The organism is Mucilaginibacter sp. GW822-FHT03E02, from assembly GCF_058801545.1.
Genome location: NZ_JBXANJ010000001.1, coordinates 5,394,224 through 5,409,203 on the forward strand (window position 1 = coordinate 5,394,224; position 14,980 = coordinate 5,409,203).

Here is a 14,980-nt window from a genome sequence, read left to right on the forward strand (position 1 = left end):
GGCAACAGTAAACAACCAAACATTGTTGAAATTGATTGTTGAATAGAATTTGGTATACAGTTAATTAAAAATCAATCGTTTATGAATATGATATGGCAATTATTATAATTAAATTTATTTGGCATAAGTTTGCGTCCGATTTTGCAATTTTACTTTTATGGCGATAGCGTACCGGCAGCGTATTGATGATGATACTGAGTTTGCACTCTGGAAAATAGAGGAGCAGGCTGATGACCTGTATAAACAATTGCAATTGGATGAAGATGAGAAGGCTTATGTTGAAAAGCTAAGCCATAGTAAGAGGTACCTGCACTGGCTTGGCACCCGCGTATTGTTGCGTAAAATGCTGAGCACTGATGAGTATATTGATTGTAAAGTTGACGCGCATGGCAAGCCTTACCTGGTAAACCTGCCTTACCACATCTCGTTAAGTCACTCGTTTGATTATGCCGCGGTGATGATTAGTAAAACTCATAAGGTAGGCATTGATATTGAACAGATAAAGGAAAAAGTTGAGCGTATAGCGTCTAAATTTATGCGCCCCGATGAGCTTGCTTTTATTGGCGAGGATAAAAAAATAGAACACCTGTATGTTTGCTGGTGTGCCAAAGAAGCGGTTTATAAATGCAACGGGCAAAAAGAGGTATCATTTGCCGAGAACATTTTTTTAGAGCCTTTTAACTTTGAACACCACGGCGTGCTAAATGCCAATTTGCATAAAAATGAACTTAATTTAGACTACACCGTTGGCTATATGCAATACGCCGATTATATGATTGGCTACGTAAAAGAAGATAAGTGATGAAGAATAAGAAAGTATTTTTCCAGGATTGGGGGCTGATAGATTACCAGCAAGCCTGGGACAGGCAGGAAGACCTGTTTTCGGCAACGGTAAAAACCAAGCTGGATAACCGGAATAATGAGCTGGCTTATGCCGAGGCAGTTAAAACATTGGTGCCGGTAAATACCTTTGATGCTTTTGAAGCTGACGAAACCTTCAATTACCTTGTTTTTTGCGAACACCCCCATGTATATACCTTAGGCAAAAGCGGCAAAGCCGAACACTTACTATTGGATGAAGCCGGACTGAAGGAAAAGCAGGCGGCTTACTATACTATTAACCGGGGCGGGGATATTACCTATCATGGCCCGGGGCAAATAGTATCATACCCGGTATTGGACCTGGATAATTTTTTTACCGATATTCACCTGTACCTGCGCACGCTGGAGGAGGCTGTAATATTAACCCTGGCCGATTATGGTTTAAAGGCCGGCCGTTACCCGGGTTACACTGGCGTTTGGTTTGATGCCGATAACGAAAAGGCCCGCAAAATTTGCGCTATGGGTGTGCGGTGCAGCCGTTGGGTAACTATGCATGGGCTGGCATTTAACGTAAACCCCAACCTCGATTATTTTAAAAACATTGTGCCTTGCGGTATTGACGATAAAGCCGTAACCTCGATGCAGCAGGAACTTAGCTACGAGGTAAATATAAATGAAGTAAAAGAAATCCTTAAGCACCACATTTCCGTATTGTTTGATATGGAGATGTTGTCATGAAAGCACTATTTTTAATTTTATTTTCGATAGGCGCGCTAACCGCGTGCTCAAAAAAGACCGATCAGATGCAAAACAGTAATAGCGGCCCTATTCCGCAGCCTGCAGATACGGTGCCGGTAACCGGCGCTGTAACAGATACCCTAAGCTACCTTGCACTTGGCGATTCATATACTATAGGCCAGTCTGTTACCGCGGCAGAGTCGTTCCCTTATCAGCTTGCAGCCGTTCTGCCAGGGTTTAAAGTAACCGAACCGACAATTATAGCCCGCACCGGCTGGATAACCGACCAATTGATAGCTGCCATTAAAAGCAGCACTATCAACGGTAAAACTTATGATTTTGTAACCCTGCTTATTGGCGTTAATGACCAATACGGGGGCTACAGCAAGGATAACTATCGTATAAAATTTGCGGCGGTTTTAAATACAACCATTAAGTTTGCAAAAGGCAATAAAAAGCATGTATTTGTTTTATCTATTCCGGATTATGGCGTAACGCCCTTTGCTAATGGAAATGATGCGGTGATTGGCCCCGATATAGATCAGTTTAACGCCATTAACCTGGATGAGAGCAAAAAGGCAGGGGTTATTTATGTTGATATTACCTCCATATCAAAACAAGCTGCGTTTGACCTTAGCCTTCTTGCTAATGACAGGCTGCATCCGTCTGCCAAAATGTACAACCAGTGGGTGTTAAAGCTGATACCCGAGATACTTGCTCAATTTAAAAAATAGGGCTGGGCTTTGGCCGGTTTTCATCGGCTTAAACCCAGGCCCGGTAATAAATTGTTAATTTTTATTAAGAAAAAACTTAGTCCAAAAATCGGTTGATTTGGATAGTTCGCTGCGGCTGCCTTCGGCACCGCCGCCGCCCATGCCTCCTCCGCGACCGCCCATGCCTCCTCCGCGACCGCCCCTGCCGCCATGTCCGCCGCCACCTCCCATACCCCCGCCACGTCCTCCGCGACCGCCGCCGCCGCCCATTCCGCCACCTTGCCGTTCACCATTGTTTTCCGTTCCGTCACCTTTTGGTTTTTGGATGCCGTTTATTTTAAAATTGAAAGCCCATTCGGTTTTAAACTGCTCATCAGCATGAAAAAAATTCAGGGGTATGGCCATTTCATAAATGAGATTGCCTTCGGCATCATAATCAATGGCAGCTTTAATTCCGTAGGTGTTTGAAGTGGTAATCATGTCGCCTTCAATATCTTTAAACCCAACTACTTTAATGTCGCGTAGCTTGGTTATGCGTTCGCGCTGCAAATCGTCGCGGTCTTGCTGGGTAACTTCGGTATTATCGTCGGGGCGTTTGCCAAAATCAGGTTTGCTGCCCGGTTCGGCTAAGGGGAAGGTGAGCGAGAAGCTTTCTTTCTTTTTGCCTTTATTATCAATGCTTAGGGTGATGCCTGCATTCAGCGTGCGCATCTGGTCCATTTTATCGGTTATTTTTATGGCAGCGTAAAGTGTTGTCTGGTCATTAGCCAGCGCATAGTTTAGTTTCCGGTCTTCGTTGAAGTAGCGCAGGCTATCGCCCCAATCCTTATCATCGCCATCTACTTTGATGTTTGGAGGTGGGGGTTGTAGCCTGACAGGGGTGTTTTTTGATGTTTGTGCGTTTGCCAGGGCAATGGCAAAAACTTGAACTGCTAATGGGATAATAATACAAATAGCGATTTTTTTCATGGTGTTTAGATTGTCCGGTGTGTAGCAGGCACACCGTTGGGGTATGTTTTTAAGTGAATTGAACACGATTTTACTATTTTTATTATTGTTTTTGAGTAATTTTGTAGTTACGTATGCCAACTGAAACACAGGAAGAAACATTTACCCTCGAAGAATTACTGGCAGGACTTAAGGAAGTTCACCGCCTGATATTATGGAACGATGATTTCAACACGTTTGACCATGTGATCCATTGTATGATGAAGTACCTGGATTACTCCGAATCGCAGGCCGAGAAAATTGCCTGGAAGGTACACAACGAAGGCAAATGCGCAGTGCTGGAAGGTTCCTTTACGGAAATGGAGATCTACCGTAAAATTCTTCAGCAAGAAGGATTGACCGTATCGGTTGATTAAATTTTTGACACCACTTTAGGAATTGTATCTTGCCTTATATGAAAAGATACGCCATACTCCCCGCCATAATTTTATTGCTGTTGTGCCTGGTAACGTATAACGTTAAAGCACAAAACAAAAATCTTAAACTGATTTTTATCCGGCATGCCGAGAAGCCCGCGGATGGTGATAACCTTTCCTGTATAGGGCTAAATCGTGCCCTTAGGCTTCCTGAAGTTTTAAAAGCCAAATTTGGGTTACCTGCTCAAATATATGTACCAGCACTGCATTTGGGTAAAACAACCCCAAGAGCAAGAATGTTCCAGACGGCTTCGCCCTTTGCCAGCAAATATAACTTACCTGTTAATACCAAATTTGAGGAGGAAGATGCCAAGGACCTGGCTGATGAACTGGAAGGCAAAAAAGGCACCATCCTGGTTGTTTGGGAACACAACTATATTAAACCGGTTATAAAAGCCCTGGGCGTTAAAGTTAAAGGGATGGATTGGCCCGATGATGATTATGATAGTATATGGATTGTAACCTTTAAAAATGGTGAACCGGTTTTAACAAAGGATAAAGAGGGGATAAAGCCGGTGGGGAATTGTAGTTTGTAATTCCCTTTTTGTCATTCTGAACGTAGTGAAGAATCTATTAACCGACACGCATCGCCGATAGAAAAGTTCGCGAATAGGAGATCCTTCGTACCTCAGGATGACAGTTTTTTATTTTAGTGCCATCCCCTCAAACAAAAAAAGGTGCCCATCAGAGCACCTTTTCAACTTATATTAATATCCTGATTACCCAACCAAATAATTCCAGCCGTGGGTATCTTCTGCTCTGCCGTACTTAATTGCATCAAGGGTGGCTAATACTTTTTGTGAAAACTCGCGTGTTTTTGGATCGCTCAGGAAATATTCCTCGCCATCAACGCTGATAGAGCCTACCGAAGCGATGGTTGCGGCAGTGCCTGCGCCAAAAGCATCGGTTAGTTTGCCGGTTTTGGCGCCTTCAACAATTTCGGCAACCGAAACTTTGCGGGTTTCAACCGGGATACCCCACTCTTTGGCTAAAGCGATAACCGTATCGCGGGTTACGCCATCTAAAATGGTGTCTTTTGCTTCGGCGGTTATCAGTTTGCCATCCAGCATAAACATGGCGTTTGCAGCGCCCATTTCTTCAACGTATTTATGTTCTTTGGCATCAGTCCATATCAATTGGTCAAAGCCTTCTTCTGCCGCTTTGCGGGCAGGCAGCATCGAACTTCCGTAGTTACCGGCAGCTTTTGCGTAGCCCATACCGCCTTCGGCAGCGCGGGTGTAGTAGGTTTCAATTTTTACACGTAGTGTTTTTGAAAAATACGGGCCAACCGGGCCGCACAATACCATGTATTTATAAGTTGCCGATGGTGTTACACCCAGGTAAGGATCGGTAGCAAACATGAATGGGCGGATGTATAAAGCGTGGTTTGGTTTTGATGGCACCCACTCGCGGTCAAGGTCAACAACGGCGGCCATGCTTTGTAAAAATATTTCTTCGGGCAGGGCAGGCATGCAAAGCCTCTCAGCCGATTTGTTTAAACGGATAGCGTTTTTATCAGGGCGGAAAATGGTAACCTTTCCATCGGCATGTTTGTAGGCTTTCAAACCTTCAAAAAATGCCTGGCCGTAATGCAGGGCCGAAATTGCCGGGCTTAAACCAATCTCGCCGTAGGGAATGACCTGCAGGTTTTTCCATTCACCATCAGCATAATCGGCCACAAACATGTGGTCAGAAAATGTTTTTCCAAAAGGTAAGTTGTCAAAATCCGTTTCTGCTAAACGGGAATGCGTGGTCTTGGTGATCTTGATGTCCAGCGTCTCTGTCATGGCCTTAAAGTATTATTTATTAGAAAACGGCAAGTTAGGAAATTTTTTAATGAGTTGTGTTAAGGAATTGATAGTAAGGGTAAAAAAGGTGGTTTGAATGAGTTAGATTTAATGGATAGGCCAAACAAATTGGGCAAGCTTGTATGCGATAAGAATTAACCGGGGTTCGCGATAATATTGGGGATAGCATTACCTGTTTTAATATTTAAATCTTACCTTCATAAAATAAACCTCGCCATACCAGCCTTATGAAGTTAAAGTATTTAAAAGCAGCGCTTTGCTGCCTGTTTTTTTGTCTTTTATATACTTCGCAAAAAATTGTTGCCCAAACGGTTCAGATATCAGAGGTACATCGCATTTCTGCGCTGATGGATTCTGCAAAAAAAACGCTGCCTATCGAAAAATTATTTGTTCACTTTGATAAGCCTTACTATGCTGTGGGCGATACCATTTGGCTTAAGGCGTACTTGTTGAATGCGGCTTATTTAACCGGCTCGCTATTGAGCGGACGGTTATATATGGAGTTCATTAACGAAAAAAATGTGCCGGTGAAACGCGTTATGTTCCCGGTTGCCGGTGGTTTAAGCTGGGGCAATATTGCGCTGAATGCAAAAGATTTTGCTAAAGGGAGGTACCATGTTAACGCCTACACCAACTGGATGCGCAATTTTGGCGAAGACTACATTTTTAAGAAAGATATTCTTATAGGTGACGTCGCGGTAAATGAATGGGAGGTAAGTTCAACCATCGACCTTAAAAAGGAGCCCGGCAAAGCGCATGTTACTTTAAGGTTTAACCAACAGAATAAAATGCCGCTAAGATTAAAGGCTTTGGAGCTAACGGTAAAAAACGGCACCAAAGTTTTATACCGTAAAAGCCAGGAAACTAATCTTGATGGGATTACCGAATTAGCTTTTTCACTGGATACAAATGACGTTAAAAACAACCTGGTGCTAAATGCCAAGGAGCCGATGGCCGAAAACGACGGGCAGGAGATCATGATTCCCCTAACGGCGACTTTGCAAAATGATATCGACCTGCAATTTATGCCCGAAGGTGGCGCAATGGTTGCCGGGTTGCCTGCACGTATTGGCTTTAAAGCGATAGGGCATGACGGCCACGCTGTAATGGTGACTGCCGATGTGTACAATCAGCATCGTCAAAAGATAACATCGGTAGCAACTGGCCACGGTGGTATGGGCGCTTTCGATATCATTCCTAAATCGGGAGAAATGTATTCGGCCAGTATAACTTTTAAAAATGGGCAGCAGAAAAGCTATTCGCTCCCGGATGTAAAGAGTTTTGGTACGGTGCTGAGGATAGAAGATACCGGGGGCGATTCATTGATAGTAAATATTTCGGCAGCGGCGGGTGGGCAAGCTTTAAATACGCGTTATTACATTGTTGGACAGGCCCGGGGCATAGTTAGCTATTCGGCAGCTATAAACATTACCGGCGGGCTACTTTGCGTAGCGGTGCCCAAAAGCGCATTCCCTACGGGTATTTGCAGGTTTACTTTGCTGGATAATATGTTGCATCCGCTTAATGAGCGGGTGGTTTTTATAGATCACCAGGACGGCATGCATATCAGCATAAAATCAAATAAAACCTTACTTTCTAAAAGAGACAGTATAGACCTGGAGGTGAAAGTGACTGACGAAAACGGCTTGCCCGTTGCCGGTAATTTTTCTGTGGCTGTTACCGACAACGCCCAGGTTAAAGCCAATACCTCAAATAATATCCGCAGTTATATGCTGCTCACATCAGATTTAAAGGGCGAGGTTGAAGATCCGTCGTATTATTTTAAGCCAGATTCATCTGCCAGAAGAAAACACGACCTGGATAACCTGCTGCTTACACAGGGATGGGTTGGGTATAATTGGGAACAGGTGATGAAGGGTAATACGAAGCCCGGCTACCCGGCCGAAATTGATTTTAAGATAAGCGGGCGCGTGAATAATTTTTTTAACAAACCTGTAAAGAATGCCCATGTTGTGCTGTTATCTAAAAAGCCGGAATTGTTTAAAGATACCACTACCGATGAGCAAGGCCGTTTTACGTTTTTAAATATAGCCCCGCTGGATACACCTGCTTATGTTTTACAGGCACGTAACAAAAGGGGTAACAGCTTTAATGTGAATATTGAAATGGATGCGTTTAAGCCGACAGTCTTTGCAAATTCTTATTTTAACAGGGGGATAAACATCAGTACGAATGATAGTACCCTTTTACGATATCTGAACAACAATGCCAACAGGTTAAAAAATATGGATAATACCGGGATAGCAGGGCATTTACTGCAGCAGGTAAATATTAAGGCAAAAAAGATAATCAAGGGTTCGAAGAATTTAAATGGCCCCGGAGGTGCCGATATAGTTTTGGACCAGGCGGAATTGGAGCAGGCCGGCAAAAAAACTTATCTGGAATTGTTACAGGAGCGTGTGCCCGGTTTTAGAATAGCTTCGCTCATGTTGATTGGTCAAAGCAGCAGGGCATCAGGCGATTTGGGCAAAATGTTTTTTTTAAGTGATACCACCGGCGGTGTTGCCATCCCGATGAATATTGGTAGTAAGCAATGGTGTTTTGTAAAAGACCGGGCAATTAAATTTTTTGTTGACGGAACCAGTGTAATGGAAGCTTATTCGGGTGGACCCCATAATGGCGCCGAACTGATGATGAATTACCTTGAAACAAATACTGCCGAGGATGTAAAAGGTGTTGAAGTGATGACTACAACTGGTAATACAGCAAACTATTTCAGGGGCAAATATTCCCGTTATAACGCGTCTGATTTCGCTATCATCGAGATCACTACCCGCTCCGGTCACGGGCCTGTTGTTGATAATACCATTGGCCGTTATTTATATAAACCATTGCCATTCAGTGTTCCGGCTGCTTTTTACAGGCCGAAGTATGGCATCAAGGATAAAATGGCTAATACCGATTTACGTTCAACCATTCATTGGGAGCCTAATTTAGTAACAGACTCCACAGGCGTAGCCCATGTTTCTTTTTACGCTTCGGATAGCAATACGGGGTATACGGTTATTTTGCAGGGGAGTGATTTGAATGGAAATGTGGGGTATGGGTCGACAATTATTAAAGTTGTGAAGTAGCAGCATTCGTTATTTTACTGCATTGGTATTGATGGGAGCAATTGCTAATTTCTTATGATATCATACCCAAAGAAACCTCTGCTTGTGGTTAAAGTAAGAGATTTTTGCTTATCAACCACCGTGCCGCAGGGATAAATGATCTGTTTTTTTAATCCTTTATGTTCTATTTCGATGTAAGGCTCAACGCATTTGCCGGTAGGGCTGCCATTGTCCGCGGTAATAACAACATATATTTGCGTTGTGGTTTTGGCATCGGCAAAATAATAGTTTGCGGCCATAAACAGGTAAAGCGGCAGCCCGGCGCATGCAAACGCATAAAGTGAAGCCAATAAAAAAGACGTTACAGCCGAAAGATGTTTCCGAAACAAATTAAGGAGCAGCAAAAACGGCAATGCTGAAAATATGGCCCATATCCCCATGGCACAGGGCAGCGATATAAACGTGAGCCTAAATAAATTGATTTCTGGTACCGTAGCAGCGATACCGATAAAAAATGAGGCCATAATAATAATGCCGGTGGCCTTTGAGGGGGGAGGCGTATATGTAGAAGGCTGGGAGTAATCGTAGGGCATTTGATAAAAATGAGGGAAATGATGACTGATTATCTACGGATTATGGTATAGTGGTAAGGTTATCTTTATTAACAATCATACCACCCAGCCCCAATTCCAAATTTCCTCCATTTACCACCCAATCTTTTACATTATCAGATATTCTCCAGATGTTGTTTAATTTATGGAGCCTTTTATCAATTAAGCGTGATACTCGTATACCCCAATTTTTATGCTTTTGCCTTAGTGCTTCATGTTCTACCCATCCGGCCTTATAAAATATACGACCAGGCGAGATTAATGTTGGTGTTCTTTTACAATCGGAAAATTGTATGATGGGGTCTTTGTAATGGTTGAATACATACTGGTCCTTATTAAATACATGATTCATTTTTACCCCTTTTGCTTCCCTAAATTCATTTTTTAGCCAAAGCGTAAAGTAGTCAGCATCAATTGACGTGGTGATCTTGCTAACAGGGACCGGCTTTTCTTGTTCAAAAGCGTTTCCGATAAAGATGTCAACTTCACCTGTGTCGATAAGGGCATTTAATATACTTATCGTTTCGTCATGGGTTATGAAAAAGTTTAATTGGCTCATTGATGTGTAAGGGATGCCGGTTGGGCTTGAAGACTTACGAAGTTTTTAAAACTTCGTAAGTCTGGGAATATTCACTATGCAATTCAAAAGTCTCCCCCTTCAGGGGGAGATTATTCACTGTTGTTTATTTTTTAAGTTGTTCATGAGTGCTGCGCAGTTTAGAGGGGGCTTCGGTTTACACCGTCAACTTCTTATACTTAATCCTTTTCGGCGCAACATCACCTAAACGTTTCTTGCGGTTCTCTTCGTAATCAGAATAATTCCCTTCAAAAAAGTAAACCTGCGAGTTGCCTTCAAAAGCCAGGATGTGTGTGCAAATACGGTCAAGGAACCAGCGGTCGTGACTGATTACTACGGCGCAGCCGCCAAAGTTTTCAAGGGCCTCTTCAAGGGCACGTAAAGTGTTTACGTCGATATCGTTGGTGGGCTCATCCAGCAGCAACACGTTCGATCCTTTTTTGAGGGTGATAGAGAGGTGCACCCGGTTACGTTCACCGCCCGATAGTACGCCTACTTTTTTCTGCTGATCGGCACCGTTAAAGTTAAACTTTGATACGTATGCACGCGAGTTTAACGGTTTGTTGCCCACCATAATAGTTTCCAGGCCGCCGGTTACATTTTCCCAAACAGATTTGTTGGGGTCAAGGTCATCATGCATCTGGTCAACATAACCTAAAGCAACGGTTGGGCCTACGCGGAAGGTACCTGCATCCGGCTGGTCCTGCCCGGTAATCAGGCGGAACAGGGTGGTTTTGCCCGCGCCGTTGGGGCCTATGATGCCTACAATACCTGCGGGCGGTAAGGAGAAGCTCAGGTTATCAAACAATAACTTATCGCCGTATGACTTACTTACGCCGTTGGCCTCAATCACTATATTACCCAAACGCGGGCCTGGGGGGATAAACAGTTCCAGTTTGTCTTCGCGTTCTTTAGTTTCTTCGGATGCCAGTTTTTCGTAATTGCCTAAGCGGGCTTTTGATTTGGCGTGGCGGCCTTTTGGTCCCATTCGTACCCACTCCAGTTCGCGTTCCAGGGTTTTCTGGCGTTTGCTTTCGGTTTTGTCTTCCTGGGCCAGGCGTTTGGCTTTCTGATCTAACCATGAGGAATAATTTCCCTTCCATGGGATTCCTTCTCCACGGTCGAGCTCCAGGATCCATCCGGCAACGTTATCCAGGAAATACCTGTCGTGCGTTACCGCTATAACGGTGCCTTTATATTGTTGTAAATGCTGTTCCAGCCAATCTATCGATTCGGCATCCAGGTGGTTGGTAGGCTCATCCAATAGTAACACATCCGGTTCCTTTAATAAAAGGCGGCACAAAGCTACGCGGCGGCGTTCGCCTCCCGATAATACCGAAATTTTGGTATCCGGCTCTGGGCAGCGCAGAGCATCCATGGCGCGTTCCAGCTTGGTATCCAACTCCCAGGCGTTTACGGCATCTATCTGGTCCTGCAATTCGCCCTGGCGGTTCATCAGCTTATCCATTTTATCGGCATCGCTATAATACTCTTCCAGTCCAAATTTTTCGTTTATCTCTTCGTACTCCTTTAATAAGGCGGTGGTTTCGGCAACGCCTTCTTCCACAATTTCGCGCACGGTTTTCTCAGGATCAAGCTCGGGCTCCTGGCTCAGGTAACCAACAGTATAGCCCGGCGAAAAAACAACCTCGCCTATATTGGTTTTATCAATGCCTGCAATAATTTTTAATAAGGATGATTTACCCGAGCCATTTAAACCGATAACGCCGATTTTGGCGCCATAAAAAAACGATAGGTAAATGTTTTTTAATACTGTTTTTTGCGGGGGATAAACTTTGCTAACCCCAGCCATTGAAAAAATGATCTTTTCGTCTGCCATTATAATTGATTTGAAATGCTGATGAACATTTTATTGCGTGAATAGCTGTTTCTATAAATAAAAAGTGTCGTTTTTCACCCCGACCTGGCTTCGCCGGTCGACCCTCTCTCCGGCTGCGCCGCATAGAGGGTAAACTCCATTTTTTTATTTTTTCACCCTCTTTGCGCGAAGCGGAGAGAGGGTGGCGGGCGTAGCCTCGCCGGGTGAGTCTTTTCCGTGGTTAGTTTACACGATGCTTGCCTGCAACCTACGCTCGGATTTTCCTCACCCGAATAACAACTCTTTATTTAAGAACTATACTCACACGATAAATAAGTATCGCAACAAATATGAGTAAAATTGATGGATTCGCTTAAAAAACCGATGGCAGAAAAATTATTTACTGCCAAATACAAATCCATATTAATTTATACATACTTGTAAGTATTTAATTGCGTTTAACAGAGTAAAATGGCAACTGTTTTGCTTGTATTTGCGTACATATAGGTGAACGGAACGTAAATATTATGTTAATGCCTTTATGGCATATGTTATGACGAAATGCCTGTTTTGTTGCTATCGTTATAATTTATTAACACAATGTTTAAACTATTTTGAATTTTTTGTATCAAATTGGTGAGTTTCGTTCGTATATTGTAAAAAAATTAGGTGATTGTTGGATTTTTTGATAAAAATTATTGATTAAACCCAAACTTTAATAGCTTGCGTATCATATCAATGTCTGTTTCTGCAAAGTGTTAAATGTTGGCAATATTGTTGATAAAAGTTAATTCACGCGTCGGGTTTGTAAAAACAAAATTTATAGATTGCGGCGTTCATAATAATTGAAAGGTATATATGGAAGCTAAATTTTCGCCGAGGGTTAAGGATGTCATTCAATACAGCAGAGAAGAGGCATTACGCCTTGGGCACGACTATATAGGAACGGAACATCTTTTACTGGGCCTCATCAGGGATGGTGATGGCGTAGCAATTAAATTGCTGAAAGGTTTGAACGTTGATACTGCAAAGCTTCGCCGTGCTGTGGAAGATGCCGTTAAAGGTACCATTGGAACCAATGTACACATAGGCAGCATCCCCCTGACCAAGCAAGCTGAAAAAGTATTAAAAATTACTTATCTGGAAGCCAAAATATTTAAAAGTGATGTAATTGGAACCGAGCACCTGTTGCTATCTATATTACGCGATGAGGATAATATCGCATCGCAGATATTGGTACAGTTTAACGTAAACTACGAGGTGTTTAAAGGTGAAGTGGAATCACATAAAAACGATGTAACCGACGAAATGCCCGGATCACCAACCGGCGGAGATGACGACTTTAAAGAAGAAGAATCATTCAGCCAGCCTAAAAAGGTATCTGACATTAAATCAAAAACCCCGGTATTGGACAACTTTGGCCGCGATTTAACCCGTGCCGCCGAAGATGGTAAACTTGACCCGATTGTTGGGCGCGAAAAAGAGATTGAGCGTGTATCGCAAATCCTGTCGCGCCGTAAAAAGAACAACCCTATACTAATAGGTGAGCCGGGTGTGGGTAAATCGGCTATTGCCGAAGGCCTTGCACTGCGCATTGTACAGCGTAAAGTATCGCGTGTATTGTTTAACAAACGGGTGGTAACGCTTGATTTAGCCTCGTTGGTTGCCGGTACAAAATACCGTGGCCAGTTTGAAGAGCGGATGAAAGCGGTGATGAACGAACTGGAAAAATCTCCTGATGTAATTTTATTTATTGATGAAATTCATACTATAGTTGGTGCAGGTGGTGCCTCGGGCTCGCTTGATGCATCAAATATGTTTAAACCTGCTTTGGCAAGGGGCGAAATTCAATGCATTGGCGCAACTACTTTAGATGAATACCGCCAGTACATCGAAAAAGATGGCGCATTGGACCGTCGTTTCCAAAAGGTAATGGTTGAGCCAGCCACCCCTGTTGAAACTATCGAGATCCTGAACCGCATCAAAGAGAAATACGAAGAGCATCACGGTGTAACATACACCCCCGAAGCTATCAATGCCTGCGTTAACCTAACCACCCGTTATATTACCGATAGGTTTTTACCGGATAAGGCTATCGATGCTTTAGACGAGTCGGGCTCGCGTGTTCACTTAACCAATATTCATGTGCCACAAAATATACTGGATATTGAGCAAAAGATTGAGCAGATAAAAATCGAGAAAAACAAGGTTGTACGCAGCCAGAAATACGAGGAAGCTGCCCAGCTACGCGATACCGAAAAGAATTTGATTGCCGAACTTGACCAGGCCAAAGCTGTTTGGGAAGCCGAAACCAAATCAAAACGTTATACAGTAACCGAAGATAATGTTGCCGAAGTAGTATCTATGATGACCGGCATCCCTGTACAAAGGGTAGGCCAGGCCGATAGCCAAAAGCTATTGAATATGGCAGATACTGTTGCCAGCAAAATTATTGGCCAGGACGATGCTATCAAAAAGCTAACCCGTGCCATACAACGTACCCGTGCAGGCTTAAAAGATCCTAAAAAGCCAATTGGCTCATTTATTTTCCTGGGCCCCACCGGTGTTGGTAAAACCGAGCTTGCCAAAGAGCTTGCCCGCTTTATGTTTGATACCGAAGACGCGTTGATACAAATTGATATGAGCGAGTACATGGAAAAATTCGCGGTATCTCGTTTGGTTGGAGCGCCTCCGGGCTATGTAGGTTACGAAGAAGGCGGCCAACTTACCGAAAAGGTACGCCGTAAACCATACGCTGTAGTATTGCTGGATGAGATTGAAAAAGCTCACCCGGATGTATTCAACATATTGTTACAGGTATTGGATGAAGGCCAGCTAACCGATTCCTTGGGCCGTAAGGTTGATTTCAGGAATACCATCATCATCATGACATCGAACATCGGTGCCCGCCAGTTGAAAGACTTTGGGCAGGGTGTAGGTTTCAGCACCAATGCTAAAAACTTACAGGCCGATACACATTCAAGAGGCGTTATCGAGAACGCTTTGAAACGTGCTTTCGCCCCTGAGTTTTTGAATCGTATTGATGATGTTATCGTGTTTAACTCATTGGGTAAAGACGAGATTTTCAAGATCATCGATATCGAACTGGCATTCTTGTTTAGCCGCGTAAATGGCCTGGGATACAAAATTGAGCTTACTGAAGCCGCCAAGGAATTCATCGCCGAAAAAGGTTACGATTCGCAATTTGGCGCACGTCCGTTAAAACGTGCTATCCAGAAATACCTGGAAGACCCAATTGCCGAAGAGATACTGAAAGGTGAATTGAGCGAAGGTGATATTATGAAAGTTGATTTCGACAAAGAAACCAGCCAGATCACCATCATCGACGAAAAAGGCGAAAGCAAAACCCCAACCGAAGAGGAAACCAAATAAG

General features: G+C 43.5%; 12 protein-coding genes. 7 read left to right on the forward strand and 5 right to left on the reverse strand.

Annotated elements, in window-relative coordinates; translation table 11 throughout:
- Positions 1-157: 157 nt before the first annotated feature.
- The 3 genes from AC1RM2_RS22395 to AC1RM2_RS22405 are packed head-to-tail and all read left to right on the forward strand — an operon-like array spanning position 158 to position 2,294.
- Positions 158-802 (forward strand): 4'-phosphopantetheinyl transferase family protein, encoded by a 645-nt coding sequence (locus tag AC1RM2_RS22395; protein WP_492987386.1) that lies wholly within the window; start codon positions 158-160, stop codon positions 800-802.
- Positions 802-1,560 carry a lipoyl(octanoyl) transferase LipB gene (gene lipB / locus AC1RM2_RS22400; RefSeq protein ID WP_492987387.1) on the forward strand — a complete coding sequence of 253 codons (759 nt, stop codon included), beginning with the start codon at positions 802-804 and terminating at the stop codon, positions 1,558-1,560. Before AC1RM2_RS22395 ends, lipB begins: the two co-directional genes overlap by 1 nt.
- Positions 1,557-2,294, forward strand: coding sequence for an SGNH/GDSL hydrolase family protein (locus AC1RM2_RS22405; RefSeq protein WP_492987388.1), 738 nt, complete (start codon positions 1,557-1,559; stop codon positions 2,292-2,294). The genes lipB and AC1RM2_RS22405 overlap by 4 nt, the downstream gene beginning before the upstream one ends.
- A 54-nt stretch (positions 2,295-2,348) precedes the next feature.
- On the opposite strand, the gene AC1RM2_RS22410 is transcribed toward AC1RM2_RS22405, so the two are convergent.
- Positions 2,349-3,242, reverse strand: coding sequence for a hypothetical protein (locus AC1RM2_RS22410; protein ID WP_492987389.1), 894 nt, complete (start codon positions 3,240-3,242; stop codon positions 2,349-2,351).
- A gap of 113 nt (positions 3,243-3,355) precedes the next feature.
- Between AC1RM2_RS22410 and AC1RM2_RS22415 the strand changes: the two genes are divergently transcribed.
- Complete coding sequence (locus AC1RM2_RS22415) at positions 3,356-3,637, forward strand: ATP-dependent Clp protease adaptor ClpS (protein ID WP_147055964.1); 282 nt, start codon at positions 3,356-3,358, stop codon at positions 3,635-3,637.
- A gap of 38 nt (positions 3,638-3,675) precedes the next feature.
- On the forward strand, positions 3,676-4,233 hold the full coding sequence (locus tag AC1RM2_RS22420; protein ID WP_492987390.1) for a histidine phosphatase family protein: 558 nt from the start codon (positions 3,676-3,678) through the stop codon (positions 4,231-4,233).
- 183 nt (positions 4,234-4,416) lie between these two features.
- Here the strand turns inward: AC1RM2_RS22420 and AC1RM2_RS22425 are convergent, their stop codons facing one another.
- Positions 4,417-5,484, reverse strand: coding sequence for a branched-chain amino acid aminotransferase (locus AC1RM2_RS22425; RefSeq protein WP_492987391.1), 1,068 nt, complete (start codon positions 5,482-5,484; stop codon positions 4,417-4,419).
- Positions 5,485-5,732: 248 nt separating this feature from the next.
- On the opposite strand from AC1RM2_RS22425, the gene AC1RM2_RS22430 reads away from it, so the two are divergent.
- Positions 5,733-8,600: a carboxypeptidase-like regulatory domain-containing protein gene (locus AC1RM2_RS22430; RefSeq protein ID WP_492987392.1), complete on the forward strand. Its 2,868-nt coding sequence runs from the start codon at positions 5,733-5,735 to the stop codon at positions 8,598-8,600.
- Positions 8,601-8,644: 44 nt separating this feature from the next.
- On the opposite strand, the gene AC1RM2_RS22435 is transcribed toward AC1RM2_RS22430, so the two are convergent.
- The 3 genes from AC1RM2_RS22435 to ettA form a co-directional block, all read right to left on the reverse strand.
- Positions 8,645-9,172, reverse strand: a complete 528-nt coding sequence (locus AC1RM2_RS22435; RefSeq protein ID WP_492987393.1) for a hypothetical protein — start codon at positions 9,170-9,172, stop codon at positions 8,645-8,647.
- A 40-nt stretch (positions 9,173-9,212) separates the two neighbouring features.
- Entirely contained in the window at positions 9,213-9,749 is a 537-nt protein-coding gene (locus tag AC1RM2_RS22440) for a hypothetical protein (protein WP_492987394.1), read from the reverse strand.
- 175 nt (positions 9,750-9,924) lie between these two features.
- Entirely contained in the window at positions 9,925-11,607 is a 1,683-nt protein-coding gene (ettA, locus tag AC1RM2_RS22445) for an energy-dependent translational throttle protein EttA (RefSeq protein WP_090651655.1), read from the reverse strand.
- 837 nt (positions 11,608-12,444) lie between these two features.
- Here ettA and AC1RM2_RS22450 point away from each other — a divergent pair.
- Positions 12,445-14,979 (forward strand): ATP-dependent Clp protease ATP-binding subunit, encoded by a 2,535-nt coding sequence (locus AC1RM2_RS22450; RefSeq protein ID WP_492987395.1) that lies wholly within the window; start codon positions 12,445-12,447, stop codon positions 14,977-14,979.
- The last annotated feature ends 1 nt before the right edge of the window (position 14,980 follow it).